This window comes from Rhodobacteraceae bacterium IMCC1335, from assembly GCA_039640495.1.
Taxonomy (GTDB): domain Bacteria; phylum Pseudomonadota; class Alphaproteobacteria; order Rhodobacterales; family Rhodobacteraceae; genus Thalassovivens.
The window spans coordinates 2,909,955-2,935,340 of the sequence record CP046864.1 but is presented as its reverse complement, the minus strand read 5'-3'; the positions used below and the strand labels follow the sequence as shown (position 1 = coordinate 2,935,340).

31 protein-coding genes are annotated in these 25,386 nt (G+C 42.9%); 14 read left to right on the top strand and 17 right to left on the bottom strand.

Annotation, left to right across the window (positions count from 1 at the left end; genetic code table 11):
- Window positions 1-9 precede the first annotated feature (9 nt).
- Complete coding sequence (locus tag GN241_14225; protein XAT58414.1) at window positions 10-3,051, top strand: hypothetical protein; 3,042 nt, start codon at window positions 10-12, stop codon at window positions 3,049-3,051.
- A 410-nt stretch (window positions 3,052-3,461) separates the two neighbouring features.
- Here GN241_14225 and GN241_14220 read toward each other — a convergent pair whose 3' ends face one another.
- Both GN241_14220 and GN241_14215 read right to left on the bottom strand, forming a co-directional pair.
- Window positions 3,462-3,785 carry a nuclear transport factor 2 family protein gene (locus tag GN241_14220; GenBank protein ID XAT58413.1) on the bottom strand — a complete coding sequence of 108 codons (324 nt, stop codon included), beginning with the start codon at window positions 3,783-3,785 and terminating at the stop codon, window positions 3,462-3,464.
- 61 nt (window positions 3,786-3,846) lie between these two features.
- Window positions 3,847-4,218: a hypothetical protein gene (locus GN241_14215; protein ID XAT59298.1), complete on the bottom strand. Its 372-nt coding sequence runs from the start codon at window positions 4,216-4,218 to the stop codon at window positions 3,847-3,849.
- A gap of 266 nt (window positions 4,219-4,484) precedes the next feature.
- Between GN241_14215 and GN241_14210 the strand changes: the two genes are divergently transcribed.
- Window positions 4,485-5,339, top strand: a complete 855-nt coding sequence (locus GN241_14210) for an NAD-binding protein (GenBank protein XAT58412.1) — start codon at window positions 4,485-4,487, stop codon at window positions 5,337-5,339.
- A gap of 99 nt (window positions 5,340-5,438) precedes the next feature.
- Here GN241_14210 and GN241_14205 read toward each other — a convergent pair whose 3' ends face one another.
- Window positions 5,439-5,702: a DUF3303 domain-containing protein gene (locus GN241_14205; GenBank protein ID XAT58411.1), complete on the bottom strand. Its 264-nt coding sequence runs from the start codon at window positions 5,700-5,702 to the stop codon at window positions 5,439-5,441.
- Between the two features lie 328 nt (window positions 5,703-6,030).
- Window positions 6,031-6,339 carry a hypothetical protein gene (locus GN241_14200; GenBank protein XAT58410.1) on the bottom strand — a complete coding sequence of 103 codons (309 nt, stop codon included), beginning with the start codon at window positions 6,337-6,339 and terminating at the stop codon, window positions 6,031-6,033.
- A 105-nt stretch (window positions 6,340-6,444) separates the two neighbouring features.
- Here GN241_14200 and GN241_14195 point away from each other — a divergent pair, with 105 nt between their 5' ends.
- On the top strand, window positions 6,445-6,588 hold the full coding sequence (locus GN241_14195) for a hypothetical protein (protein XAT58409.1): 144 nt from the start codon (window positions 6,445-6,447) through the stop codon (window positions 6,586-6,588).
- A gap of 3 nt (window positions 6,589-6,591) precedes the next feature.
- On the opposite strand, the gene GN241_14190 is transcribed toward GN241_14195, so the two are convergent.
- The 6 genes from GN241_14190 to GN241_14165 all read right to left on the bottom strand — a co-directional run bounded on the left by GN241_14190 (window position 6,592) and on the right by GN241_14165 (window position 9,532).
- Entirely contained in the window at window positions 6,592-6,867 is a 276-nt protein-coding gene (locus GN241_14190) for a hypothetical protein (protein ID XAT59297.1), read from the bottom strand.
- Between the two features lie 768 nt (window positions 6,868-7,635).
- Entirely contained in the window at window positions 7,636-7,950 is a 315-nt protein-coding gene (locus tag GN241_14185) for a hypothetical protein (protein XAT58408.1), read from the bottom strand.
- 204 nt (window positions 7,951-8,154) lie between these two features.
- Window positions 8,155-8,472, bottom strand: coding sequence for a hypothetical protein (locus GN241_14180; GenBank protein ID XAT58407.1), 318 nt, complete (start codon window positions 8,470-8,472; stop codon window positions 8,155-8,157).
- Window positions 8,473-8,489: 17 nt separating this feature from the next.
- On the bottom strand, window positions 8,490-8,813 hold the full coding sequence (locus GN241_14175; GenBank protein XAT58406.1) for a hypothetical protein: 324 nt from the start codon (window positions 8,811-8,813) through the stop codon (window positions 8,490-8,492).
- A 90-nt stretch (window positions 8,814-8,903) separates the two neighbouring features.
- Entirely contained in the window at window positions 8,904-9,200 is a 297-nt protein-coding gene (locus tag GN241_14170) for a hypothetical protein (protein ID XAT58405.1), read from the bottom strand.
- Window positions 9,182-9,532, bottom strand: a complete 351-nt coding sequence (locus GN241_14165) for a hypothetical protein (protein ID XAT58404.1) — start codon at window positions 9,530-9,532, stop codon at window positions 9,182-9,184. Before GN241_14165 ends, GN241_14170 begins: the two co-directional genes overlap by 19 nt.
- 261 nt (window positions 9,533-9,793) lie before the next feature.
- Here GN241_14165 and GN241_14160 point away from each other — a divergent pair, with 261 nt between their 5' ends.
- The 4 genes from GN241_14160 (at window position 9,794) to GN241_14145 (ending at window position 12,822) form a co-directional block, all read left to right on the top strand.
- Complete coding sequence (locus tag GN241_14160) at window positions 9,794-10,879, top strand: YbfB/YjiJ family MFS transporter (GenBank protein XAT59296.1); 1,086 nt, start codon at window positions 9,794-9,796, stop codon at window positions 10,877-10,879.
- 237 nt (window positions 10,880-11,116) lie between these two features.
- Entirely contained in the window at window positions 11,117-11,488 is a 372-nt protein-coding gene (locus GN241_14155) for a hypothetical protein (protein XAT58403.1), read from the top strand.
- Window positions 11,489-11,549: 61 nt separating this feature from the next.
- Window positions 11,550-11,813, top strand: a complete 264-nt coding sequence (locus GN241_14150; protein ID XAT58402.1) for a hypothetical protein — start codon at window positions 11,550-11,552, stop codon at window positions 11,811-11,813.
- 340 nt (window positions 11,814-12,153) lie between these two features.
- Window positions 12,154-12,822 carry a hypothetical protein gene (locus GN241_14145; GenBank protein XAT58401.1) on the top strand — a complete coding sequence of 223 codons (669 nt, stop codon included), beginning with the start codon at window positions 12,154-12,156 and terminating at the stop codon, window positions 12,820-12,822.
- Between the two features lie 198 nt (window positions 12,823-13,020).
- Here the strand turns inward: GN241_14145 and GN241_14140 are convergent, their stop codons facing one another.
- Both GN241_14140 and GN241_14135 read right to left on the bottom strand, forming a co-directional pair.
- Entirely contained in the window at window positions 13,021-13,683 is a 663-nt protein-coding gene (locus tag GN241_14140; GenBank protein ID XAT58400.1) for a hypothetical protein, read from the bottom strand.
- A gap of 700 nt (window positions 13,684-14,383) precedes the next feature.
- On the bottom strand, window positions 14,384-14,647 hold the full coding sequence (locus GN241_14135; GenBank protein ID XAT58399.1) for a hypothetical protein: 264 nt from the start codon (window positions 14,645-14,647) through the stop codon (window positions 14,384-14,386).
- Between the two features lie 419 nt (window positions 14,648-15,066).
- Between GN241_14135 and GN241_14130 the strand changes: the two genes are divergently transcribed.
- Both GN241_14130 and GN241_14125 read left to right on the top strand, forming a co-directional pair.
- Entirely contained in the window at window positions 15,067-15,381 is a 315-nt protein-coding gene (locus tag GN241_14130; GenBank protein XAT58398.1) for a hypothetical protein, read from the top strand.
- A gap of 240 nt (window positions 15,382-15,621) precedes the next feature.
- Complete coding sequence (locus tag GN241_14125; GenBank protein XAT58397.1) at window positions 15,622-15,936, top strand: hypothetical protein; 315 nt, start codon at window positions 15,622-15,624, stop codon at window positions 15,934-15,936.
- Between the two features lie 5 nt (window positions 15,937-15,941).
- Here GN241_14125 and GN241_14120 read toward each other — a convergent pair whose 3' ends face one another.
- The gene (locus tag GN241_14120) at window positions 15,942-16,628 is read right to left on the bottom strand and encodes an FAA hydrolase family protein (GenBank protein ID XAT58396.1); all 687 of its coding nucleotides are present in this window, start codon (window positions 16,626-16,628) and stop codon (window positions 15,942-15,944) included.
- A 139-nt stretch (window positions 16,629-16,767) separates the two neighbouring features.
- On the opposite strand from GN241_14120, the gene GN241_14115 reads away from it, so the two are divergent.
- The 5 genes from GN241_14115 (at window position 16,768) to GN241_14095 (ending at window position 20,908) form a co-directional block, all read left to right on the top strand.
- Window positions 16,768-17,481 carry an FCD domain-containing protein gene (locus GN241_14115; protein XAT58395.1) on the top strand — a complete coding sequence of 238 codons (714 nt, stop codon included), beginning with the start codon at window positions 16,768-16,770 and terminating at the stop codon, window positions 17,479-17,481.
- A gap of 72 nt (window positions 17,482-17,553) precedes the next feature.
- On the top strand, window positions 17,554-18,531 hold the full coding sequence (locus GN241_14110) for an ABC transporter substrate-binding protein (protein ID XAT58394.1): 978 nt from the start codon (window positions 17,554-17,556) through the stop codon (window positions 18,529-18,531).
- Between the two features lie 64 nt (window positions 18,532-18,595).
- The gene (locus GN241_14105) at window positions 18,596-19,357 is read left to right on the top strand and encodes an ABC transporter permease subunit (protein XAT58393.1); all 762 of its coding nucleotides are present in this window, start codon (window positions 18,596-18,598) and stop codon (window positions 19,355-19,357) included.
- Window positions 19,344-20,144, top strand: a complete 801-nt coding sequence (locus GN241_14100; protein ID XAT58392.1) for an ATP-binding cassette domain-containing protein — start codon at window positions 19,344-19,346, stop codon at window positions 20,142-20,144. The genes GN241_14105 and GN241_14100 overlap by 14 nt, the downstream gene beginning before the upstream one ends.
- An 11-nt stretch (window positions 20,145-20,155) precedes the next feature.
- Window positions 20,156-20,908: an ABC transporter permease subunit gene (locus tag GN241_14095; GenBank protein XAT58391.1), complete on the top strand. Its 753-nt coding sequence runs from the start codon at window positions 20,156-20,158 to the stop codon at window positions 20,906-20,908.
- Between the two features lie 433 nt (window positions 20,909-21,341).
- Here GN241_14095 and GN241_14090 read toward each other — a convergent pair whose 3' ends face one another.
- From GN241_14090 to GN241_14075, 4 genes are all read right to left on the bottom strand, one after another.
- The gene (locus tag GN241_14090) at window positions 21,342-22,184 is read right to left on the bottom strand and encodes an ABC transporter permease subunit (protein XAT58390.1); all 843 of its coding nucleotides are present in this window, start codon (window positions 22,182-22,184) and stop codon (window positions 21,342-21,344) included.
- 4 nt (window positions 22,185-22,188) lie between these two features.
- Window positions 22,189-23,073: an ABC transporter permease subunit gene (locus GN241_14085; GenBank protein ID XAT58389.1), complete on the bottom strand. Its 885-nt coding sequence runs from the start codon at window positions 23,071-23,073 to the stop codon at window positions 22,189-22,191.
- A gap of 4 nt (window positions 23,074-23,077) precedes the next feature.
- Window positions 23,078-24,154 carry a polyamine ABC transporter ATP-binding protein gene (gene potA / locus GN241_14080; protein XAT58388.1) on the bottom strand — a complete coding sequence of 359 codons (1,077 nt, stop codon included), beginning with the start codon at window positions 24,152-24,154 and terminating at the stop codon, window positions 23,078-23,080.
- Window positions 24,155-24,232: 78 nt separating this feature from the next.
- Complete coding sequence (locus tag GN241_14075; protein XAT59295.1) at window positions 24,233-25,270, bottom strand: extracellular solute-binding protein; 1,038 nt, start codon at window positions 25,268-25,270, stop codon at window positions 24,233-24,235.
- Window positions 25,271-25,386: the final 116 nt, after the last annotated feature.

The following is a 25,386-nucleotide window of genomic DNA, read 5'->3' as shown; positions in this document are numbered from 1 at the left end:
GGGAAAGTTGTGGGGCCAAATGAAGATGCTAAAATTCTTTTGGATGCCCAGGGAATAGACCTCCCGTCTGATACTGTCACTGATTCGATAGCACCAACTTCTGAAGCGCCAGAAGTTCCGAATGAGCGCTTACTTTTGGAAAATCAAGCGGTGATTGAACGAACTCGTCCACCGAAAACTTCAGCGCCTTCTTTCATATCTGACTATTTCGCCAGATTGACGGGTTCTGCTCTTTCAGTATTCGGTGAGCGGCAATTCTCCATTGAGAGTAGCCCAGAACTGCTTTTCTTTAATTCTGTCGGAAAAGATTATGTTCTGGGGCCGGGCGATGAGCTTGCAATTTCTATGCGTGGAATTTTGGAAAAGGACGTTTCAATTACAGTTGACCGAGAAGGTTCATTAATTTTACCCAGCTTAGAGCCGCTTTACGTCTCGCAATTAACAATCAAGGATTTAGAAAAAAAGCTAACTGATATTTTGCAACTTGACGATGCGTCTGGACAAGCTTTTGTAAAACTAAATGCCGCTAGATTAGTAACTGTCCAAGTATCAGGCGAGGTCAATTCTCCAAAAACAATCGTTGTGCCTGCATACACACCGTTAAGTCAAATTTTCTCTTATGTTGGGGGTATTTCCAGCATTGGGTCTTTACGGAACATAATTTTAAAACAACAAGATAGCGAGCCAGTAACCATAGATTACTATGAATTTTTATTATCCCCTGAAGTTAAATCAGACCCATTAATCAGCCAATCATCTCGCGTACACATACACGCTAAGGGCCCTACAGTAGCGATTACTGGTTTCGTTGCCCGGCCGGGTATCTATGAGCTTGCAAAGGAAAGAGAACAAATAAGGTTAAAGGATTTACTTGAACTTTCTGGCACAAGATTGATTGCGCCCCAAACAAATATTCAGTTGTTAGCGTTCGATGAAGTAGGAAGCGTAAGAGCCCAAACAATATCACGTGACGGCAAAGTTGCTTCTGGCGAGGCGGTAATTCTCTCTTTGCCGAAAACTGAAGAACAAGAAACTATTAAAATTTCTGGCGCGGTTATAGAACCTTATCAGCTCGTAGTAGACGAGGGGCTCACAATATTTGAGGCCCTGAAATATGGGTCAGTTTTATCAAATAATCACGCTGACTTTTTAGCTGTAACAGATGGTGTTGAGGCTCAAACGATGTCGGTCACTGATGTTTTCAGCAATCCAAATGCTTACGAAGTGCTCTCTGGACAGCAAATTTTCATTTTTGATGAGAAATCTTATGGCTCGCTACTCGGCGCGGTACTGCCAATTCGAGAAAAGGGTCTTTTAAAAAGCGTGCTGGAAAGTACGAAAGGTTCGATTTTCATCAATGGCGAAAAAGTGGCACTGTTACCATCTCTTTATAACGGCCCCATAAGTTCTAAGATAAATGCTCACCTTGAGAAATATGATGATCTTTATTCCGATTTTATGTTTGTGCACATAAAGGGGGCAGAAAATAGGGTCGTCCCGACTTCTTATTCGGGATTGTCAAAGCTAGAACTTGAAAGTTACCTAAGCTTCGATGTTTATGCGTTTGAAGAAGAGTTTTTACTTCAAAATAGAAATAAAATAGGCGCTCCAAACTCAGGAAAATTATTTGAGCTGATTGATTCAGCAAAACCAGTTAAGATATTTTTCAACGATGAATTTTATACGCTTGTTGCCCCTGGCGTACCCTTGAACCAAGTTAGAGACGTTCAAAATTTAGAAAGTGCTCAAAACTTATATACCCCATTCGCAATCAGATTCGACGGTGATAATCACTCTGTACAGACAACTGACGACATCTTTTCAAATGCCTTTTCTTCGTCTCGGCCGCAAAGCTTTTTTATATTTTCTCGGAATTTTTTTCGAGAAAATAATAGGTTTGATAATCAAACAGAAAATTTAAACGATGCTTCATCTGGAGTGGCCCTTGTTTCCAGCTTAGATAGCGCCGAAACCGATATTAAAACCTTCGAATTGCAAGAAAGTAACCCAGAAATCATAGGCTTAGTTGAGCAGCAAAGCCTCTATAAGTCGCTTTCTACTTCGATTATTTCAGAAGCATCGGTTGCCATACAAGGTGGAGTTTTGTTTCCTGGCCTTTATCCAATTGCAAACAAAGTTACGTTAAGTGAACTTCTAGAGGTAGCTGGTGGTCTTACTGCTTCAGCAAATCCTAAACAGATAGTGATTAGGAAGTATATGAACAGTCTTGTGGATAACGAAATTAGGCAACTATCAGAAAAAAATATAGATTTAACTGAAATAGACCCTTCCGCAATAACATTGTCTGGCACATTCGATATATTCGTACCAAAACTAAAAAATACTGCTGCGGTCGGTTCAGTCACCTTGCTTGGAGAGCTTAAAAGCCCGGGCAAATTTATTTTTGGAATCAACGACACTTTACATGATGTAATTGAACGAGCGGGTGGCTTGTCAGAGGTGGCATATCCATTAGGAGTTCAATTCCTTAGAGAAAAATTGGTTCTGGAAGCAACAAAAGAAAACCAACTTCTCGCAGAGAAAGTCGCGCGCTCTGTTTTAGCTGTTGCTCAAAGCGATGCATTAAACTCGCAGTCGCAAGCAGCCGCAGTGCTGGGTTATGCCGAGCAATTAAAAACTTTATCTCCTTCAGGCAGGCAGGTGATTAACGTGACTTTCAAGGATGCAAATAATCCCATCCTTTTGGAAGACGGAGACACTTTAATAGTGCCAAAACGTCCCTCTCACGTGACTGTCATGGGTAATGTTCAAAGAACAGTTTCCGCGCCTTATCAGTCGTTTAAGGGTATAGACGATTACATAATTGATTCCGGTGGGTTTGACGAATTAGCCGATGAAAAGAATATTTTTGTACAACTTCCAAATGGTCAAAACATCTCTGGAAATTCTAGCACTCCCATTCCACCGGGTAGCATAATTATCGTACCACCGAACGTAAATAAGCTCACACCGCTTGCATTTACAGATATTGTTTCTAGGGTTTTAGGTAATATTGCAACTTCATTACTCGCCATCAATGCTGTCCAGTAGTCTCAGATTATTTTGGTTGGGACCGCTTTCGGGACCACTTTTTCAATATGACCCCTCACTAAGATATTGATAATAAACAACCTTATAAAAGTTCGGTCGCATCCCCGGTGCGCCACTCAATCAAATTATTAATATATAAAACAATGTGTTATAACTATGGGATCTATTATACCCCTACATTTACCCCTACAAAATTAAGACAAGTTTAATTCTTCAATGCCTCACGCGCGCCCGCGGATGCGTCCAAGTTGTGAGTAAACCCCTTCTTAGATTGGGAGTAAAAATAAAAGTTATACTAAGCGGCTTCTGATCCGCGCGCGATTAATGGACCGGTAAACGTTGGGGTGAGGCCGGAGCGGCTTTAAAGAATTTTGGTATTGAGGGACTGATTTCTCAGCCCGTTCATTAGCTTATTTAAGTGGTGTTGCGCCAGTTTCGGTCTTCCAAATCAAACCATCTTTTTTGATATGGACTGCCATCACCGCCTCTTTGTCACCAGAAGCAAAAGTTGTAACACTGTGTTCGACTAAAATGTTATTGTCTTCATATATACAACGTTGATTTTCAGGTTTTATGGTCTGCATCATGCCCAACATCATTTCGTCAGACATGTCGTCCCTAGTCATCGTTTTGCCCATAGCATGGCTCACGAATGTGTAATCCGAATGATGGCAAGATTTCCATCCTTCAAGATCGCGTGCTTTCCATGCGCTATGCATTTTTTCAAATAACATCGCTGTCTCCTTGTAAAAGCTGATCTCTGATTATGGGTTAATCGCTCAGCCCGCTCATTAATTAAAATATTTTCCACATGTCTTGAAGCTGGCATATTCCAATGGCACCAAATATTAAAAAGACTAATGTTTTAAACATTCCCCATGGTGCAACTAAAAGCTTTTTTCCGAGGTGGGTGGCGCGCTCTTCTTCCCCCATATCATTGGCGTTCGCTTTAAAGTCGTCCATGCAGTCAAAGGAATTTATGCAGACAAAAATAAAGCTACCCACAATTGCTGCCGTAATAGCCAATTTTGGAACGCCTACACCAAGAGTAATCATAAACATGGTTGCTGCGTTTACCACTAATCCTAAAGTGATGCCCCAATAAAGATCACGGCCTCGTTGAGCACCAAATCTCTGACGGCGGTCACGGTCTGCGGACGTATTCATTACATCTGACATTTTTCTCTTCTGATTTTTAAATATTCAAAGCGGATTACATAAATCCATTTCTGTCAAATGTTACGCCACGAAAAATAATATCGAAATGACACGCGCCAAAAGATATGCGCATTAATTGAGGCTTACCTCTGCATCTTTTCACGCGCTTCAATAGACATAATTGCGAAAATTAAGCTAACAGAGTTTTTATATAGTTTTCGATAAAAATATTTATGTATTAGAATGCAACAAAGATTAAAAAGGAGGCTTCGTAAATGGTTAAAATTGGAGTTATTGGGCTGGGAAAGATGGGCTGTGCAATTGCTCGTAGAATGCGTTTTAAAGGGATTAATGTATCTGGTTGGACCAGAAGTGGACGTACGCCCGAAGGCATAAATACTTTTGAGAATTTAGAAACCTTAGTCGAGAAAAATGATATTTTAATCCTAAGCCTATTCGACGATGCCGCAGTGACAAATATATTAGATGCGTTGCTCAGATTTGACCTTAAAGGTATTCAAATTATCGATACTAGCACCGTTTCGCCTCAAATCTTAATCGAGCGGGCTGATCAATTATACGACAAAGGCGCCATTTTCGTCGATGCGCCAATCTCTGGTGGCCCAGAGCTAGTAGAAAATGGTACCTGCGGTATTTTTATTGGAGGTGATGACTTTTCTGCTGAGCGGGCTGCTGGCCACTTGTCCCCAATCTCTCAGCGTATTTTTCATGTAGGGCCTCTCGGGACCGGTATGGTTATGAAAACTATTAATAATAGCATGGTCCAAATCTATGTAAGCGGTCTGACTGAATTGATACCACTCGCAAAAAAAGCCGGACTACCACTTAAAACGGCACTTGATATTCTGTGCACGGGTCCAGCTGGACTGCCTGTAGTTAGGGATAGAATACCTAAAATAATGGGTGATGATGCTACTGTTGGCTTTACTAATAGTGGAACTGCTAAAGATAATGATGTGTTTAGAAAAATTTTACATCACTTTGATATGAGGTCACCTATGTTGGAAGGGTTTGACAGACAGCGAGCTTTTTCTGAAAAAATGGGTTTGGCTGAACGAGATCCTGCAGAATTGATCAGAGCCGCCTATGACGTATCTGAAGCAACATGAATACGGCCTTATTGCCACAAAGTGTGTATACAATTAAAAACCAGAGAATTTTTTTGTGTTGAGGGGCTGATTGCTCAGCCCGCTCATTAGTTTTATGCGTTATGCCATTAAAATTTGACCAACTTGTTCGTCAGTCATTACGGGAACAACCTCCATATTACACAAATCGCTCCATTGATTTGTGAATGTCCCAACGGCCATAATGTCGTCTGCTTCAGCGAGCATGAAGCCTTGGTTTTTACCCACTTCATGCCATCTGCCAATTACCTTAAGCCCATCAGTTTTTTCTTCACCGCTTTTAAACCGCTCCTGACATTCTTTGAGCAATTCTACTGGTATTGAATACGAAAGTTTAAAAAGCATCTTCACCTCCCAATTGATGTACTTTAAGGGAAAAACATAGAGCCGTTTCTGTCAATGATTACGCCACGAAAGATAATATCATCATGACACGCGGCCAAAAGATATGCGCATTTATTGAGCATTATTGCCTGATCCCAGAGGGCGCTCAGGTTGGCTCGCCGATCAAGATGATGAAGTGCCAGCGCAAAAAGTAAGCCGAGGCGAGGCGGCGCCAAATAGCGGCAAACATCCGTTATATTTCATGGGGCTTGATTACTGCTCTTAGCATTGGCGGTTCTGCCTTGCTGTACTTTTTCACAGAATTTTTGCGAGGTTTAAAATGATTTGGTTACCCGGATAGCCCATCTAAGCAATGGTCTTGTTTGAGGTCAAAAAGGGATATTTCACCTTCCATATGCCAACCCGAAATATCTCTTTCGCTATCAATCCTTTTATCCCGCATCTCCAAAGCCCGTTCCGCCGTTTCTTCATTAGGGTATACTGAGATAGTCATAGCTGAAGTGGGGCTTGTTCTAATAGCGATAAGTAAATCTGCCTCTGGGAACTGTTTTCTCGCATTTTTTTGATATTCAGCTGCACGGGTGTCGGCGACCGTTTCGTTATCAAACTCGATCATATTTATTCTGGTTACTGACATCTGCTTTTCCTTTTCTAATTTTTCAAATTCTTAGAAGTATCAAATGACGATAGCAATGGAACGTATACTGGCTGGAAGCCACTGCCACGCGTTATGATGGCGGTGATGTGCTACGCATATCTGGACGTCTTAAATTGGTTTATGACGCTGCCGCCAGAGGCCATGACACCTCACGCCACTGCTCTGATTGCGACTGTGACGGGTGCCATGACAGGTACATTTGCCGTTTGGCTGGGGCATGAGAAATAGGCGTTAACCCAACCAGTAATCACCGATTGGCGTAATAACTGTGGTCGTTGAGACATCAGCGCCTGCTTCTTCACGGGCTTTTTTGACATCTTCTCTAAGCCCAAATGTCTGCATGAACTCAGGGTTTGGAACATCCATCATTACATAAATCGACGTTTCGTCAGGATTTGCTGCAGCCCAAATAACTTTTGCACCTTCTTCTCCCGCTTCTTTCTCTAAAGACTTTGCCATCTTGGTCCAAGTTTCAAAGCCTTTTGATATTTTTACTGTGATTAACATGCTTGGCATTTTGTTCTTCCTCTTGAAAATTTCTAACAAAAAAACCTAAACAAAGGCTACCAAAATGAAAGAATTACTTAGCGGCATTATAGGCCCAGTGACCAATATTATCGATAAAGTGGTATTAGACAAAGATGAAGCTGCGCGACTTGCTCATGAAATAAGCACAATGGCCGACCGTCACGCTTAGGAGCTGGCCGTGGATCAGATCGAGGACACCTCACGCCACTGTTCTGACTGAGATTATGACGGGTGCCTTTGCCGTTTGATTGGGGCATGAGAAATAGGTTCTCCCTGTCAGTAGGTGCTTAGCGTTTTTTCAGAAGATGCGTCTAAATGACCATTTGAGTTCAACAAACCACGCCTCATCTACCTAAGATTAAGGAATGAAAATTTTGAGGTCTATAAGTGCCGTTACATGATGATGCGAAATCGCAACTGAACGCTCGTTATTTGGAGGGACTAGCAAGCATCGAAAAACGAAAAATAAAAAATGAAGCAAGAGGCGCTGCAGTGGGCTTATGTCTTTTTGGTATAGATAATAGAACGAACCGTGGTTTTATTAGATTAGGCAATTTAGCCAGAACCTTTGCTTTATGCACGGCATTCATTCTGCCAAACTTATTCTTTGTATATTATGTCATGTAAGACCAATTAAAGCCCCCACTTAGTAAGCAGGTTCAATCTTGGTTAAGGGTAGGAGGATTTTATTAAGGCCTATAAACGGTAAAGCTTAAGATACTGCTTGTTTAATTTGAAAGGCTCTATTTAGATGATTATCTCTTTTAGTCTTTTGGCGGTAACTTCGCCCTCCAGAGCAAGAGTATGTTCTATTTTAAGGAAGTTAGCTACGGCGTCTCTATGCCGACCTTCTCTTAATGCTACTGCTTTTTGTCTAGCTGCATCATTTGGGTAACTAGCCACTGTCAAGCACGATGTTGGGCTGGTTTTGATCATAAGTATGATTTCGCACTCCGCATATTTCATATAGTCATCTGCACCATCGCCGTCATACCACTTAGCAAAAGTTTGTAATGCCTCTTCATTTTCAAACTCAAACATGTTGACGTTAGCAATGCTCATGTCCGAACTCCTTTTATATGAGTAGCTTTATATGGCGTGAAAGCTCATCCACCCCAGCCTCTGATAATACAAAACAAAAGAATGAAGCCATCGAATAATGCGGGCTAGTTTAAACTAAAGCACATTTAGCTCTAGCCTCCAATCCACTATGCTGAACTCAACCGTTACGGATACTTTTACCCTTATCTAGGGCATGAGAAATGATCAGGTCGGATCTGGTTTTTTCACACGGTTGACAAAGCCTCGCCACAACAGCCCGTCTTTTTTTAAAGAAACGTGGGTGACGATTTCGTCGCCCTCTTCCCAACGGACTTCCTCTACATATTCGTTTTCATGCATCAGCGTCCATCTTTTGTGTACATCGTAACCATTACGCATAACTTCATCGACGCTTTCGATATGATCCTCCAAAGTGACCATCTCAAATTCCCTGATAAACATGTAGTCTTCATGATGAGCTGCACGAAAAGCTTCTTTGTCCCAGTTATTAAAAATCTTCTGCGCTCTTTCAAAAGAAGCCATTTTTATTTCAACCTTTCTTAGTTATTTATCGGCGTTCTTTTAACGATCGATCGCCAAATTAACCCGTCCTTTTTTAAATTAATGCGCACTATCCGCTCGTTTCCATCCACCCATCTAAGCTCCGTCACATCGTCATTTTCATGGATTAGTTCCATATCATCAAAGGGAATATTGTTTTTGCCTTCCGCCATCAGCTGATCAATTTCCGCACAAAATTCATCGCGATCAACCAAGCTTGTTTCTCGGATAAACATAAAATCTTCGTGAAAGTGACGTTTAAACTCAATAAGATCAAATTTTTCGGCTTTATAAATGTCTCGCATATTTTGCCAGCTATACATTTGCATCTCCTTTTTAGTTTTCTAAACCGTAACCAAAGGCTCCCAAAATGAAAGAATTACTTAGCGAAATAAACCAGCGTCGACCCAGGCTCACGATCGGTCAACGATCTCCACCGACGTGTTATGCCCTAACTCAATTAGGCGCGCCTGAAGCAAGCTGGCCGTTATTGGGTCTTCGGAAAACACGCCATAATTGTCAGAATAACCTGGACCGCCGGGCGCTACAAAATCTAGATTACCTATTTTTAGACCTTTTTCATTATCTTTTCCGAATAAGTTGATGTTACTCAAATACTCATGAGCGCGCGCAAATAGGCTGTCGATTGCCGCCCAGCGGTCATGGTAATATTCCATGGCAGCAACCAGGTCTAATTCGCCTGGTTCCATTCCATAGTCCTCCCATAGTCCTCCCATAGTCTTTCTAAATTCCTGGGATTAATGAACTTGCCCTTTGGTAGCTCGAAGTCCTCATAAGTAGCTAACCAATCTCTGTAGGTTAACTCAGGAAATCCATATTCAGGGGTGCCTAGCTCAATATCGTAACAATCTTCTGCCTCTTTGACAAAATACAGCTTTTGCACCGGCTCACTATTTTCAAAGAAAGGGACAACCGATTTTTTGTTTCTTAAAAACCAGTTTGCCTTATCTACGAATGCCGTTGAAAGGATTGAGCCAGTGCCAATTGAGCCAGTGCCAATAAGGAATAAACGACGGTTCATGTCTAGTCCTCCGCTTTAGTACTTTAGGCGGGATGCCAAGGCGCACAAGTTGGTGATTAAATGCCTGAAGAAAAGGTACTGAATTTCGATAATAATTGCAATCTCTCGTATTAAAAGCCAACTTCACGTATCAGTTCTTTGAAGCATATTTAATTGGAGAAGCTAGTGGAGATAAAATACACCAAACAATGGTTTATTTTATTAGGTTTGCTTCTCGGTATTACAGTAACTAATGGCTTTGCTCGATTTGCATATGGATTGATGCTTCCAGCGATGAAAGCACAATTGGATTGGAATTATGCTCAAGCTGGTTGGTTGAATACAGTAAATGCGCTGGGCTATATTTTAGGTGCAATCTCAACTTTGTTTCTTGTGCAGAGATTTACCTCAGTGAGGCTCTTTGTGTTTGGTCTCATAACCACATCTGGTGTTTTATTTCTGACCGGGGTTTTCCCCAATTTAGAAGCGCAATACGCACTTCGTTTTTTTGCCGGTACATTTGGCGCAGTTTCATTTTCCACAGCCGGAGCGCTTGCATCTGGGCTCTTTAAAAAAAATGAGAAGTTAAATGCCTTCTCTATAGCCATTTTATTTGGCACCGGCGGGGGGTTGGGAATTATTCTGTCTGGAGCATTTATTCCTATGATAATTTATAAATTTGGCAATAGTTCTTGGCCACTTTGTTGGATAATTATTGGATTATTTAGCATCATATTTACACCACTGAGTATTTGGTCAGCACTACAAATAGAATATTCAAAACCTATAAAATCAAGCGTTACTGAATTTCCATTTTTGAAGATGCTTCCCGAATTATCTGGCTATGCTTGCTTTGGTTTTGGATACATTATTTATCTTACGTTTTTGTCAGCGTGGATGACCGCTCAATCCATAAACGCTGAGATGATAACCGCTATTTGGTTGGTGCTTGGATTTTTCATATGCATTTCGCCATTTATATGGCGATCTATTTTTGCAAGATTTGGAAATGGAATTCCATTATCCATGATTTTGATCAGTATTTCCATTGGTTCAGTAACGCCTTTACTGTCTCCATCCTTTTCTATTTTGTTATTTTCAGCAGTTATATTTGGTTCGTCAGTTTTTATGGCACCAGGTGCAATAACAAATTTCACTAGAAGAAACTTACCCCAAGAAATGTGGGCTTATTCAATAAGTGTTTTTACTGTTATCTTCGCTATTTCTCAAACGCTAGGCCCCTATATTGCTGGGTTAATCGGTGACTATTTTGATGATATAGGCATGGGGCTGTTCGCGTCATTTATAATTTTGATCTTGGGTGCGCTTATTTCACTTTCTCAGAAAGAGTTGACCAAACATAATTAAACCATGCGTTTTTTGTTACGGCCTGACGAAGCGTCATCAAAACCTGTGATTTTAAATCAGGTATTTCAGTAAAAACTTACAGACAGGAGCAGCGCGACCTCTGGAATTAAGAAATAATGCTTAATAAACGAGCAAAACTTTTCGCCACCTCTCATTCAGATGTAAAGTTCGTTGCGTAACTATTTACTTTCTTGCAACGTCGCTGGAGTGAGGGCTCGTTTAGTAGGAGGTAAGTAAATGACACCTAAAGAAGTTGTACAAAAAGGATACGACTGTTTCTCAACAGGCGATATGGAGACATTTGTGGGATTATTTCACAAAGACGTCAAAGTTGTTATGAATGGTATGCACAAATTTTCTGGAACATATAACGGGATAAATGAGTTCATGAGCGTGCTGGCTATGATACCAACTCATTTTGACAACTTTTCTGTAACAGTAGCCAATATGATTTCTGAAGGCGATCAAGTAGCGACACAACTTGATGCCACTGCCGATGGTATGGAAGCCAAATTCGGACACTTTCATAAGGTGGAGGCAGGAAAGATTAAAGAGTTTTGGATCTATGATGATAGTCAAAAAATGGCCCACACTATGAAAGCCGTTTAAATTAATAAGCGGGCTGAGCAATCAGCCCCTCTATCCCTGCTTTGTAAATAAAGGACACAAAATGAACGTATTTTTTCACGGTACTATTGAAGCTGGTTTTGATGTTTTGAAAGCCCGAATTGAAGGCCAGATGGCTGGAGACATGGGCAAGTGGGTTAGTGAATATCGCCTTTCTGATCTGGGTAATAACGAGGTTATGTGTGCAATGAATTGTACCGACATGGAAGCAATGGGTGCCTTCATGTCTGATCCTACGGAATTACAGTGGGACAAAGATAATGGCGCTGTTTACAAAGCCTACATGATGACAGAGATGACTGAATAATTGGCACTAAGCTAGTGAGCGGGCTGAGCGATCAGCCTCTCAACACCAACACCCCTTAAGGCCGCTCTAGCCTCACCCTCAACCTGAGCCGATCCATTGATCGCGAGCAGATCAGAGGTCGTTTGGTTCAGTGAGATTGATCGGATAGCCGCCAGTTGATGTCACTTACATAAGCGATAATAGGCACTGGCGTAGTGAGTTGGTGAGCTTGTTTTTTTCGTTCTCATAGCAATATCCAAGTCAGTCTGAGCAACGCGGATATTGTCTTCAATCTGAAAGGGCCGATAATTTTAAAAATTATCGATCGACAAATCAAATAAGCGGTAATACGTGCCATTCTATGAAAGTGCTCATGAACCTCTTGTCTCTGAAGACGGTGCCCGCCTTATTTTGGACTGCGCCCAGTCCATTCACAATTAGACCTCCTTTTGTTTCCGTGGTCTTTTTGCTTTTAGGTCTGGTAGTTTTTGGGCTAGGTCATGCTATACTATTTGCCTCTAATTTAGGCGTGAGCCCTTGGATGGTTCTAAGTCAGGGCATCGCAGTTCAAACCGGCTGGAGCATTGGTTGGACGATAGTTCTTGTTAGCTTTCTTGTTTTGATGTTTTGGATACCACTTAAGCAAGTTCCAGGATTAGGCACCTTCATAAATTTCTTTGTTGTTGCTGCAGTGGTAGATGTGTCGATTAAATTTTTGCCTTCATTTGATCATTTCTTAGCTCAAAGTCTTCAATCCTTAATTGGGATATTTTTTATTGCGATCGGGACTGGGGTTTACCTAATCGCAAATCTAGGCCCTGGCCCAAGAGATGGTTTGATGACTGGGCTTCAAAGAGTGACCAATTTCCCCTTGGCATATGTAAGAAATGGGCTTGAACTTACTGTGGTGATTGTGGGGTGGTGTATTGGTGGAACCGCAGGGATTGCTACCCTAACGTTTGCTTTATTTATTGGACCAGCAACTGCTATAGCTATGCAATTTTTAAATTATTCATTCCCTAAACCTTAATCAATAACTTGTCGCTCGGCGCGCAATTGCTCAGTTTAGGCTTAGTTATAAATCAGTTTAAAAATGTGAAAATTTTTAGATAATTTGTGTCATAATCTAGTTTTTTCGTAACCACATTGTTGATATTTCAACGAGCTAGCCCCATTCGCCAGCTAAGCGAAACTTTTAATTTTCTAGTCTTTGGTTAAAACTTAGACCTCATGTAAAAATAGCGATATGCTGGATACAATCCATTATCCGGTCTCCGTCATTATTCCAGACCTGCATTTCCTGTGATGAATATCCATGCCCGATATATTTTGTGGCGGTGCGCAACAGGAACCAACCATTTGTCGTTGTTGGGTTGTCACGCAGCATGGTGATATTCCAATTCATTGAACTGAGTGCGTTTAGCTGGGTTAGGGCAGTAAGTGCAGCCGGTGGTGCATCGGTCAGGGCAATTAGCGTAGTGACACCTTCATGTGAGTATGGATCAACATGGCGTGACCAGACGGTTATGTCTGGATTGTCAGCACCACTAAGAAGTTCTGGGCCGGTGGCATGAATTCGATCAAAATTGGTCAGAAAATTCGGCGCCGCATTATGCGGAATTAGTTTTTTGCCCATTTGCGGTTTTACTGATAGCGGATGCTTTGGATAATCTATTTCCTGGGTCATTTGCCGGCTGATCCCAAATGTAAAATAACCGTAAGTTCCGGGGCCAGCGTCGCTGTCGAGATGCGCTTCAAATGTCACATTGTTTTTGCCGCGTCTTAGCATTTTGTGGCTGATCTGTAATTTGCCGTCTGTCAGGCCAACAAAAATTGATTTGTACGGTGCGAAGTGGCGGCAAATTAGTGTAACTGTTGACGATAGTTTCATGCAGTAGTGATGCGGTCAATCCACCGTAGGCAGTGCGGCCCTGTTTCCAATTTTCGTCAATTTCGATTTCATAATTGGGTGCTGATGCGCGAAAAGCCGTCAGCAGCGATGAGAAAGCTGTCATGTGGTAATCATAAACAGCCCTGTTTCAACTCGCAAGCTGGCGATTTAATTAACGGGAATGACCATGTTAGACCGAGCAAAAATTGATGAAAACTGTGAAAATAAATTATAAATAATTGTATACAAATTTCGCAACATTGTGCTCTCTTTCTAAGCCTTATCCAATTGGTGAGTTTTAATCAATCTGGACCGCCTGCCTAAAAATGCGTTCTCTGAGCGAAATTAGAAGTCTCGATCCTGCAATTAAGCCTACTCCAATCAAGGTTGAGCGCCTTAAAAGTAATGCCCAAATCACAAAGTCAATTATCACCGCAAATGTGAGGTAACAGTATTCTATTGGTGCAAGAAAAGCGGCGTCTGCCATTAGTCTTAGCCCTCCAGAACTGAGCAAGTATTTAACTGCCACAGGAGATGTCAGGATGGCGCTGAAGCGTTTTTCTGATGGAGATGTATTGTGAAGTTGTTGCGCGCGATTGATGTTCACTTGCTCGATGGTTAGGACGTTGTGAGTACGTGCCGCAAAACTGGGATTTCAGAGATCCTATCCAAATTAAAGATGCGTTGGGATGTTATACGACTATTGGAGCTGATGCGTGTCTTGTTGATCCATAAAGCTCGGCTTCTTTTTAACCTCAATTTCAAAAAGTGCTTGGTAACCGTCGAAGTCTTGCAACATCATCTCTGCAACATGTTGTCCCATTGATGTTATTTCGTTGCGCCAGTCTAAGAAACCATTACGTCGAGCTGTAATTACAGCCTCCTTTATGGTGTCTAAACCGTACGTTATTTGACAGTGCCAAATGACATGCTCAAGCAGACGTTCTTCGTAGATAGTACGCATAAAAACCTCGTTCTAAGTTAAACGTAGGCTCCCAACAGTTTGGCTACACGTTAAACAAAACTGCTCAATTACTAGATTTCAACAACATTTTTTTTGACGTTACGTCGGGTCGAGGCCGCACCGCAAAAAAACATTCATCAAAAACCGGCGTCAACGTCAAAAAGTCAATGCGCCAAACAAAAATTTGCTTAAAAAACGATCAGGCAAACATAGAAACTTATTTACTCTGACAAATTATAGACATGTTGGACATCAGGACACCCCTTAGGGGTGTGTCCATGTCTGTCCGCCTACAAATATCCTGCGGACAAGTCGGACATGTCCGCTATTTGTCCTGTCTGTCCTAGTCATGTACCAACCACACGTTATCATCATAGCTGCGTATGAAATCCTGCTCTTCAAGTTTTGTGATCGGCTTAATGAGCGCGGTTGCGCCCACATTGGCCGCGCAGCCGATGGTCTTGGCTGGGTGGTTACTTTTGGCTGTGGTGACAAATCTTGGATTGCAGCTTTGTGCTTATTTGCTTCTGCGCAATGGTCATAGCCCAGCATATGCGGCGCCCCTAGCCATTGTTGCCGGCAATCGCAACGTCGCGATTTTTTTGATTGCAGCCAGCGCATCACAATCTGAAGAGTTTTTAATTTTTTTAGGCTGCTATCAGTTTCCCATGTATCTTACACCGATATTGATGCAGCCCGTTTTAGGTGAAAACCCTCTGAGAAAAATCGATTAAATCTTTTGATTTTCTGATCGCTTGCGCTGCGGCGCAGCTCAAATATAGGCGCTAATCTTGTTGGCAAAGCAACAGGATAAAAAAATAAAAACCAGTGCAATCATAGCCACTTTTTTAAAAATACCAGCTTCTATCCTTTGGAAGAAGTAGGCGTTTTATTGGCTTGTCACTCTGCTTTGCGGATCACGATAAAAATCCAAAGAGCGTTTTATTGATGTTTTATCCGGGCTGTAGAGCATTTTGGACGTAAAAAATTTAAAAAAGAAGCCAGAAAAGCTAACCTTCAGACACAGCTCCTTTCAAAAAGGCGGTGCCTCAAACCGGTCAAAAAACCTTTTCTGCATCAAAAATCTCAGGAAAAATTTAAAGCGTTTTATGATGCTCTTTTTCAAGAACCGTCCACCAGAACTGCTTTTAACCATGAGATATGGGCCATTTGAGGTTGTAATTAATCAAAAAGGGCCGGCTGTTTCAAAGGCCGGCCTTTTCATTTTATATAGCGGCTCTGCGCTAATTGAGCCCAAAGCTCAAAAACACCATAAGCATGGTGGCTGAAAGCCCTAGGTTACGGTTACTTCTAAGTGGCCAAATGGCTCGAGCGAAAGCCGCATAACGTCGCCCTTTTGAACAGGCCCGACACCTGACGGAGTGCCAGAGAGAATAACATCGCCTGGCGCTAATTCATAATACGCACTTAGATAGGCAATCATGTCAGGAACCTTCCAAATCATTTGGTTCAAATTGCCTTCCTGACGAAGCTCACCATTGACCGTTAACACAATGTCACCTTCCGTTGGGTGCCCAACATCCGAAGCTAAGTGCAACGGTCCACAAGGTGCCGAGTGTTCAAAGGCCTTGCCGATTTCCCATGGGCGACCCGCTTTTTTCATTTCACCTTGCCGATCACGGCGCGTCATATCAAGACACAGAGCATATCCATATACATGAGACATCGCATCCGCGTATTCGATATTTGTACCGCCTGATTTCAAGGCAACCAGCACTTCTGCTTCATGATGCACATCCGAACTTTTAGGAGGATATGGAAAGCGCCCGGTTAAGTTTAAATTATCGGGGTTCTTTTGGAAAAAGAAGGGATCTTCTTTATCAGGATCATGCCCCATTTCAACAGCATGCGCTGCATAGTTTCGTCCAATACAATAAACACGGCGCACTGGAAAAACTTCATCTTTTCCAACTATAGGCAGTGTTTTAATCTTGGGTTCTGGTATTGCGTAACGCGCCATATGCGACTCCATGCTGTAGTTAATAAGTATATTTTGAATTCAACCAATCGCAACCAATTTAATAATAATTGACATTTTGTTTGCATTTTGCAACCAATTTTGTTGATATAGGGCAAATATTGATAAATTGGTCGACCAAATGAATGATTCATATGATACGCAGAGCAATAGATCTGGCGAATTAAAACCAGGATATAGCACCGTTGAGAAGCTGAAATCATTGATCGCCAGTGAAAATTTTGCGCCGGGCACCCGTCTGCCATCTGAACGCGATTTGACTGATCGCTTTAAGATCACCAGAGCTAATTTACGCAAAGCCTTTGATATATTGGAACGCGAGGGGGTTATTTGGAGGCATGTTGGCAAAGGGACATTTATCGCAGAGCCTCATTCTGAAAAATCGATTTTGAATATATCGGAACTGGTTAATGATCTGACACCGGTTCAATTGCTGCGGGCGCGTTTATCGATTGAACCTGCGATCGCACGTGAAGCTGCAATTCACGCCTCAGAAGCAGATGTATCTCGTATTGATGCGGCGTGTAATGCCGCGTCTAGTGCGACCTCGTGGTCCGAATATGAACGTGCGGATGACCTATTGCACCATGAAATTGCTGCGGCAGCACAAAATCCACTTTTAATGTCAATGTTTGAATATTTAAACGCGGTTCGGCGTGCCGTGTCTTGGAATAAGGTGGTGCGCAGAAGCGATCGCCCGGCTTCTGACCATGACAGCTTTGCCGAGCATAAGAGAATTTTCGCAGCGATTGAGGGACGAAACGCCAATGAAGCACAAGCCGCGATGCGCACGCATCTAATCTCAGTTTCAAAACGTCTTTTTGGGGATGATTGAGCACTCAACTCAGCAAGAGAAAAAGCAAAAGCAACCTTGCCATCACACGTAACGCTTCCTGGGAGGAGTAACATGATAAATTTTTTTAAAAAGACCGTAAAGTTTGCGGCTGCTATCCCAATTGCCCTGTCGTTTGCAATTGGCGCTGCTCAAGCTGAAAAAATTAAAATTGCGCTGGCAGAAGCACCATCAGATGAACTTGCTGCATTCTTTGTTGCTCTTGATCGCGCGCGGGCGAATGGCTTAGATTATGAATGGACAGCATTTTCTGATGAGGAACTGGCGATCCAAGCTGTGCTTAGTGGGCAAATGGATATTGGATTTGGAACGCCATATGCAGCCATGCAAAGATCAAAGGCACCTCTGCGCATAATATTCCAACTTTCAAAGTTGAAATTTTTTCCTGTCACCACGACCAAATACGCGTCGCTTAAAGATCTAGATGGTGAACCGATTTTATTACATTCAAGAGGCGGCGGCACTGACTCAATCGCAAATGTGATTGAAGACCGGCTTGGGATGCAGTTTGGCAAGCGCTCATATGTGCCAGGATCGTCTAATCGCGTTGCTGCGCTGCTGGGTGGGCGCGCAGATGCAACCATTATTGACCTGTCAAACAAGAATAAACTCATGCGCAGCGAAGCTGGTGAAAACTTCAATGTGTTAGAAATGTTTGAGGTAGAGGCCAGTGATGAGGCCTTATTTGGAAATCTTGATTGGATTAAAAATAACGAAAAAGACGTTGATATTTTTGTGACCGCGCTTTTGTCTGTTTGGCAAGATCTTCATAAAGATCCAACGATAATCCGTCGTGAGACCAATCCTGATGGACCCATCGGTCAATTGCCCCCTGAAATCTTGGCAGAGCTTGATGGGTTTTACACCGATGCCGTAGCAGGCGGTCTATACGATCCTAATGGGGGCGGCCGAAAAGCTGCAAATGCCGATATGGAATGGTATTCTGCTGCTGGCCAACTTGAGGGCAGCGCCAGTGATTTGAATATCGAGGATTTCTGGTATTTGGCACCGCTTGATAAAGCATCACAGTAATTTTGCGAAAACTTTGGTTGCGCTTAAAATTGGCGCAACCAATTCCGATAGACGGATTAAATAAATGCAAAATCGAGCCTTCATATTAAAATTGTTTTCTGCTTTTGCCCTTTGCGTTGCATGGGAAATTGCAGGAAGAGTTCCTGTAAGCTACGCGTTTCCTACGTTTTTGGAATCAATGTCGGCGCTGATGGAAATGACCGCAGATGGAAGGCTGTTCGAGGCATATGCAGAAACATTGCGTCCTTTAATAATTGGTATCGCCATTTCTGCCGTTATTGGGATTATCGTAGGATTATGGGTCGGTTTGAGCCAATTTTTTGACTGGCTGTTTTCGCCAATCTTTATCGTCATGCAAGCCGCGCCATTAGCTGCTTTAATCCCGCTTCTCGTTTTGGCATATGGCATTGGTCTCACGTCAAAAGTGATTGTTGTCTGCATCATGTCAATGCCCGTGATAGTTCTGAATACCAGCGGCGCCGTGAAAAATACCCCAGAGTCCTTAAAAGAAATGGGCACATCCTTTCTTGCATCGCGGTTGTCCGTCATATCTCGCATCATCATTCCGGCGGCATCTCCGGTCATTTTCGCCGGCCTCCGTCTTGGTATATCGGCAGGGTTCATTGGGGCTATTTTAGCCGAACTGAAAATCACCCCCACTGGTGTTGGTGACATTATAACTTACAGCCGCTCGATCGCAGATTACCCATCCATGTATGCTGCTATTTTTTCAATTATTGTGCTGTCAGTTCTGTTTTTAAACCTCTTGGATAAAGTAGAAATCCTTCTCTTCAAAGGAAACGAGCGTGGTTATGTCTCAGATTAGAAATATTGATAAAGATCCTCAAAGCCCTGAAAAACCAATAGCCGTTTCCGTCGATAATATTTCAAAAAATTATGGGAATGTTGAGGCTTTGAAGGATATGTCCTTAAAATTTCCAAAGGGTGAATTGACTTCACTATTGGGTCCTTCGGGATGCGGTAAAACAACCTTGTTAAAAATTATTGCGGGATTGCTTGAGCCCAGTTCTGGAACGGTAACGGTGAATGACAAGCGCGTCACGGGCCCAGGCACAGACCGCGCATTTGTATTTCAAGATTTTGCGCTGATGCCTTGGGCGTCTGTTTTGAAAAATGTATCATTTGGGCTTGAAATGCGAGGAGTCGATAAAACTGAGCGCGAAGGGATTGCTGCGAATTATATAAAAGAAGTCGGTTTACAGGGTTTTGAAAATAGTTTCCCGCATGAATTATCTGGCGGTATGCGTCAAAGGGTTGGTTTGGCCCGTGCGTTGGCTGTAGACGCAGATGTGCTGTTGATGGATGAACCCTTTTCGGCCGTCGATGAGCAAACGCGCCGTAAGTTTCAAGAAGACTTGTTGCAGCTTGTTGAAAGCAAAAACAAAACATTTATTTTCGTAACGCATTCCATCGAAGAAGCAGTCTATGTATCGGACCAAATTGCTATTTTGTTACCTCGCCCAAGTCGTGTTTCGGAAATTATCAGACCGTCAAATTTTCGGGCAAAAGGGGTAGATGCAATACGACGAGACTCTGAATATCTTGATATCGTTGATGATATTTGGACGTCTTTACGCAGTTACGTTGAATAGGAAAGCCGCGCATGCATTTATTTGGATATCGCTTACCCGGCATGTCATCCCTGCTTTTATGGGGCGCTCTCTGGGAATTTATTGGGCAGGCTAAGGTTACGTTTTTTATTCCTCCATTAAGCAAGGTTTTGTCTACCCTTTACGAAGTTTTGGGGACCGTAGCCTTTCAAAATGCACTTAAAGAAACGGCCTATGCATTTTGTTCTGGGGTGCTTTACGCCGTAGTGATCGGAATAATTGTTGGAATATTAATGGGTAAGAACCGCCTGATTGACGAGTTATTGCTCCCTTGGGTAAACGTATTTCTTAGTGCCCCCCTTACGGCTTTAGTGCCCGTGTTAATGGTGCTTTTTGGGTTTGGCATGAAGTCTATCATTATCACCACGTCTCTTTTTGCTGTTTGGATTATCATCTTAAATACCCGTGCTGGTGTAAGACAGATTAACCGCTCTCTGGTAGAGATGGCGACCAGTTTTGGCGCCACGCCCCTAAAGGCCTTTACAAAGATATATTTTTGGGCCGCGTTGCCGGAAATTTTAGGAGGCGTCCGGATCGGTATTATAAGGGCAGTAAAGGGCGTGATTATCGGCCAATTACTTATTTCTATTGTGGGTTTTGGTGCTCTGTTTGAACTTTATTCGGCAAATTTTCTGATGAGTCACTTTTGGGCGGTTCTGATTGTTTTGTTTGCACTCGCTTTTTCAATTTCAGAGTTTTTGGCTTATTTAGAGCGGCGTGTAAGCTATTACGCCGCAAAGCGGTAAACCGGCAACCTGCTTAACACCTTTTATGCCGTTTCAAAATTTATGGGTTATTTTTTTGCTGGCCTGCGCAAACTTTATCCGTTCTTCCTGCCTGTGCGCGTTGTTAAGGGTGGGTAGAGCAAGCCCACAGGTTTTGGCTTATTGGCAAAGCAGGCAGAGTCCCGGCGTCATTGCGGCTATTAAATGGTTATATTTTCTTATACGTTCGCATGCGGTAACCCGCCGCTTTTTGAGGAATGAAAAATATTTATCGAGTATCCGGGCGGCAGCAACCAGCCTCATACCGCCAAGCAGGGTTTTGAAATTCTGGTCTCAATAAACCTATGCGTGTTTATTTAGGCATAGCCAGGCCTCATATTTTGAAGCTGCCTCAGGCCTATCTAAAGGGGCAGGCGCCCGCTCAGATTGTTTTACGCGATTATTCTCAGGCCTGTTAATGTTGATCTTTTTTATTTCCCAAGAGCTGAACAATGATCAGCAAACCGGATGATATGATAATCAAGATGGTGGAGATCGCGGCAATGGTCGGATCGATTTGATCGCGCAAGGCTAAGAACATGCTTCTGGTGATGGTTGAATTATCTCCACCGGCGACGAATAGGGAAATAATGATTTCGTCAAAAGAAGTTAAAAACGCGATTAAAGACGCAGAGATAATGGAGAATTTAATCTGTGGTAGTGTAATTTCGCGAAACGCGCGGAACCGGCCAGCCCCCAAAGATCTTGCCACTTTTTCTTGGTTCATATCGTAGTTTTTCAAAGCTGAAAAAACGATAATTAAGACAAGCGGCAACGCCACTAAGGAATGGCCGATAACCAATCCAAGAATGCTTCCAACCAATTTAAATTGTACAAAAAAGTAAAACAGCCCAATCGCAACCAATATAATTGGAACCATCATTGGTGAAATAAAAATTGGGAACAGTATTTTGCTAATGCGCGCACTGCTATTGACCAGACCATAAGCGGCCATTGTGCCGATAGGGACCGCCACAAAAATTGTAAGAACAGCGACTTTGATGGAGGTCCATGTTGCCGCCATCCAATCATTAAAGCCGTTTTCAACCTTCCAAGAGAAAAAGTAATTTTCATACCATCTGAGTGACCATTCCCGAGGCGGAAACTCTAGATATTGACTGGCAGAGAAGGACATTGGGATCACAACCAGCGATGGCACAATCAACAGAAATAAGGTGATAAAAGACAAAATATAAAGCCAGAGCCGGTTTTTAAGCCGGATTTGGGTTTCGGACACATTCTTGTTCAAAAAACTCATAGCGTTATTTATTCCCGAATTGGTCAAGCGATACGAGTTTCGAGGCGATGTAAAGAATGATTGCGGTTACAATCAGCAAAACCACGCCCAACGCGCTTGCTGCCCCCCAACTGAAATAAAGCTCAATGTTGCTTGAAATTTTCATCGCAGCCATGATCACTCTGCCACCGCCCAAAATGGCAGGGGTCACGTAAAAGCCAAGGCACAATACGAAAACAATCAATAAGCCTGCAAATAAGCCAGGCAGGGAGAGTGGAAAAAAGACAGTCCAAAAAGCACGGGTGGGTGTGGCGCCGAGACTAGACGCAGCTTTCAAACAATCTTTATCAATCGCGCGCATATTTGCATAAAGCGGTAAGATCAAAAATGGCAGCATTATATGAACCATGCCGATCAATGTACCCGTCGTATTATGCACGATTTTAATCGGCTCGCTGATTAAACCCAAATCCAGTGCGATATTGTTTAGCAACCCCTTTTTCTGCAATAGCACCAACCATGCATAGGTGCGCACCAAAAGGCTGGTCCAAAACGGAATTAGCACGCCCACCATGCAGATATTTGCCCATTTTCGCGAGAGTTGCGACATGAAATAAGCCAATGGATAGCCGATCAGCGTACAGATGATTGTCGTTAGGATGCTAATTTTGAAGGTTGTTATGAAAATCCGCATATAAGAGCGGCTGGTGACCATCCGCTCATAATTTTCAAAAGAAAACGTGCCATCCCTGCCGATAAATGAGAGATAAAACAACCAACCAACCGGAATAACGATTAGAAAAGCAACCATCAGCAAATAGGGCAGAGTGAGGCCCAAGAAGGTTAGGCTTTCCCGCGCGGCCAGTTTTTTAAGCCCGTCTTGATTGAGGTGATCAGAGGTTGCAGACATCGCGTTAACTCACCAAGTAGCTGTCAGCTACTTTGAGGCCAATGGTTACAGTCTCTCCGACGGGGGGCAATGCCTCTTGTGTGATGCTTCCGTTGGGAACTCTGACGCGTAAAGTTTGTGCTTCGCCATCCAAAGGCGCCAATTTGACGACCAGTAATTGGCTTTCCCCCTGAAAAATTGAATCTAACAAGACACCTGAAAAGTAATTTACGCCTTCTTCTTTGTCGGTGGCAACAAACGCTTTTTCTGGGCGTACCACCAACAGGAATTTGCCATCCTGTGCAGGGGGGCTGGCCGTTTTTATTGTTGCGGGGCCAAAGCTGATTTGCGATTTGTTGACGCTGACCGGCAAAAGGCTCGATTCTCCGATGAAATCGGCAATGAAAGCATTGTTTGGGTTTTTATAAATCTCATTGGGTGTGCCCAGTTGCATCAGTTTTCCGTCGTTAATCACCGTAATCCTATCCGACATTGTCAGAGCTTCTTTTTGATCATGGGTGACATAAACAGTGGTCATATTCAGCGCATCATGCAGCTGGCGCAATTCGATTTGCATCTCTTCACGCAGTTTTTTATCCAAGGCAGATAAGGGCTCATCCATCAAAAGAATTTTCGGCTTAAACACAATCGCACGCGCCAGTGCAACGCGCTGTCTTTGCCCGCCTGACAACTCGTGCACTCCGCGATGGCCCAAGCCATCCAGTTTCACGGTGCTCAGAGCTTCTTCGACGCTTTCTTGAGTTTCTGCTTTGCTCACGCCTCTTAATTTTTGTGGATAGCCAACATTTTGTTCAACGCTCATATGTGGAAATAAAGCATAGTTTTGGAAAACCATACCGATGCCCCTCAAATGCGGAGGTTTCAAAATAACCTCTTCATTTCCGAATTTTACGCTGCCGCAATCTGGGTTTGTAAAGCCCGCAAGAACCATCAGCAAAGTGGTTTTACCAGATCCTGACGGCCCAAGAAGGGTCATGAACTCACCCGATGTTATCTCGAGGCTAATATCATTCAGAGCATGAAATTGATCGTATGATTTTGAAACATTTTTAATCGATATATTGAGCGATGTATTTTTCATATCAGGGTAAATTTCTCAGTCTTGGGCTTGGAAAGCATGGCTCTCCAAGCCCTTAAATTTATGTTATAAAGATATAGATTATTCGGTCATCATATCCGTATACATTTCAGCCGCAATTGTGCGCCATTTTGAATACCATTCGGTTTTCAAAGTTAACTGATGTTTTGCATTATCTGGATGGCTTGGCATTTGTTTTGCGCGCGCCTCATCCATCAGCCCCAGTTCATAGACTTTGCCATTTGTTGGGCCATATGTGATGTATTTTGCAAATTCAGCCATATATTCTGGTTTCATCGCCTCTGCGATAAACTGCATCGCTAGGTCTTTGTTCTTTGCACCTTTAGGAATGCCATAACCTTCCCAATCCATGATGCCTGAACGCCAGTCATATGCCACTTTTGCGCCATCAAGTTTTGCAACATCAAAGCGTCCGTTCCAGCCTGTTGTCATATCAACTTCGCCATCTTTCATCAGCTGGGCATGTTGCGCGCCTGAAGACCACCATACTGCAATATGTGGTTTGATGCTTCTGATCTTATCCAGCGCACGCTCGATGCCGGCTTCGCTGTCAAGCACTTCGTAGACTTGATCCATCGGAACGCCATCCGCCAATAGGGCGGTTTCCAGTTGCGCATCGACTTTATTGCGCATGGCACGGGTGCCAGGAAATTTTTCTACATCGTAAAAATCAGCCCAAGTTTTTGGTCCGTTATCGCCATAGGTTTCTGTGTTCCAAGCCGCTACAACAGAGAAGATATCTGCGCCGGCGCAATAGTCACTATACATTCCGGGCAGATGGTTGCTGACATCGATGACAGAATAATCAAGTTTTTCTAACACGCCTTCCGCCGCACCCGAAGCGCAGCTACCAGCACCGCTTGAGAAAATATCAAACTTATCCGCGCCTGACTTCACCATCAGCTTAACATCGGAAATGCCGCCATAGGTGTCTTCTTTAACCGTGATGTCCAAAGCCTTTGCAACCGGCTGGAAAATGCCAACAGACTGGCCTTTTTGGTAGGCCCCACCCCAAGATACAATCCGCAATTCATCTGCGTAAGCCATTGAACTGGCAATCAATATCCCGGCTGCCGCCAAAGAGCTTGTTGCTTTCATCGCTGGTTTTATATTCATTTCTTTATCTCCCGTAATGTTATTTATAACACAACAGTAACCAGAAAGTTTGTTAACGCAACAGGAGTCTTATTCTGTGTCCTTTAATTTATATGTTC

Bases quoted from the DNA above. Each gene is read 5' to 3' on its own strand.
- GN241_14075 (XAT59295.1), bottom strand. From the start codon at position 25,270: ATGAAAGCAACAAGCTCTTTGGCGGCAGCCGGGATATTGATTGCCAGT.
- GN241_14185 (XAT58408.1), bottom strand. From the start codon at position 7,950: ATGAGCATTGCTAACGTCAACATGTTTGAGTTTGAAAATGAAGAGGCA.
- GN241_14170 (XAT58405.1), bottom strand. From the start codon at position 9,200: ATGGAACCAGGCGAATTAGACCTGGTTGCTGCCATGGAATATTACCAT.
- GN241_14095 (XAT58391.1), top strand. From the start codon at position 20,156: ATGCATTTATTTGGATATCGCTTACCCGGCATGTCATCCCTGCTTTTA.
- GN241_14110 (XAT58394.1), top strand. From the start codon at position 17,554: ATGATAAATTTTTTTAAAAAGACCGTAAAGTTTGCGGCTGCTATCCCA.
- potA (XAT58388.1), bottom strand. From the start codon at position 24,154: ATGAAAAATACATCGCTCAATATATCGATTAAAAATGTTTCAAAATCA.
- GN241_14155 (XAT58403.1), top strand. From the start codon at position 11,117: ATGACACCTAAAGAAGTTGTACAAAAAGGATACGACTGTTTCTCAACA.
- GN241_14090 (XAT58390.1), bottom strand. From the start codon at position 22,184: ATGAGTTTTTTGAACAAGAATGTGTCCGAAACCCAAATCCGGCTTAAA.
- GN241_14190 (XAT59297.1), bottom strand. From the start codon at position 6,867: ATGTTAATCACAGTAAAAATATCAAAAGGCTTTGAAACTTGGACCAAG.
- GN241_14215 (XAT59298.1), bottom strand. From the start codon at position 4,218: ATGAATACGTCCGCAGACCGTGACCGCCGTCAGAGATTTGGTGCTCAA.
- GN241_14135 (XAT58399.1), bottom strand. From the start codon at position 14,647: ATGCGTACTATCTACGAAGAACGTCTGCTTGAGCATGTCATTTGGCAC.
- GN241_14100 (XAT58392.1), top strand. From the start codon at position 19,344: ATGTCTCAGATTAGAAATATTGATAAAGATCCTCAAAGCCCTGAAAAA.
- GN241_14145 (XAT58401.1), top strand. From the start codon at position 12,154: ATGAAAGTGCTCATGAACCTCTTGTCTCTGAAGACGGTGCCCGCCTTA.
- GN241_14150 (XAT58402.1), top strand. From the start codon at position 11,550: ATGAACGTATTTTTTCACGGTACTATTGAAGCTGGTTTTGATGTTTTG.
- GN241_14115 (XAT58395.1), top strand. From the start codon at position 16,768: ATGAATGATTCATATGATACGCAGAGCAATAGATCTGGCGAATTAAAA.
- GN241_14140 (XAT58400.1), bottom strand. From the start codon at position 13,683: ATGAAACTATCGTCAACAGTTACACTAATTTGCCGCCACTTCGCACCG.
- GN241_14195 (XAT58409.1), top strand. From the start codon at position 6,445: ATGTGCTACGCATATCTGGACGTCTTAAATTGGTTTATGACGCTGCCG.
- GN241_14180 (XAT58407.1), bottom strand. From the start codon at position 8,472: ATGGCTTCTTTTGAAAGAGCGCAGAAGATTTTTAATAACTGGGACAAA.
- GN241_14205 (XAT58411.1), bottom strand. From the start codon at position 5,702: ATGCTTTTTAAACTTTCGTATTCAATACCAGTAGAATTGCTCAAAGAA.
- GN241_14130 (XAT58398.1), top strand. From the start codon at position 15,067: ATGAGCGCGGTTGCGCCCACATTGGCCGCGCAGCCGATGGTCTTGGCT.
- GN241_14175 (XAT58406.1), bottom strand. From the start codon at position 8,813: ATGTATAGCTGGCAAAATATGCGAGACATTTATAAAGCCGAAAAATTT.
- GN241_14210 (XAT58412.1), top strand. From the start codon at position 4,485: ATGGTTAAAATTGGAGTTATTGGGCTGGGAAAGATGGGCTGTGCAATT.
- GN241_14160 (XAT59296.1), top strand. From the start codon at position 9,794: ATGCTTCCAGCGATGAAAGCACAATTGGATTGGAATTATGCTCAAGCT.
- GN241_14105 (XAT58393.1), top strand. From the start codon at position 18,596: ATGCAAAATCGAGCCTTCATATTAAAATTGTTTTCTGCTTTTGCCCTT.
- GN241_14220 (XAT58413.1), bottom strand. From the start codon at position 3,785: ATGTTATTTGAAAAAATGCATAGCGCATGGAAAGCACGCGATCTTGAA.
- GN241_14085 (XAT58389.1), bottom strand. From the start codon at position 23,073: ATGTCTGCAACCTCTGATCACCTCAATCAAGACGGGCTTAAAAAACTG.
- GN241_14120 (XAT58396.1), bottom strand. From the start codon at position 16,628: ATGGCGCGTTACGCAATACCAGAACCCAAGATTAAAACACTGCCTATA.
- GN241_14200 (XAT58410.1), bottom strand. From the start codon at position 6,339: ATGTCAGTAACCAGAATAAATATGATCGAGTTTGATAACGAAACGGTC.
- GN241_14165 (XAT58404.1), bottom strand. From the start codon at position 9,532: ATGAACCGTCGTTTATTCCTTATTGGCACTGGCTCAATTGGCACTGGC.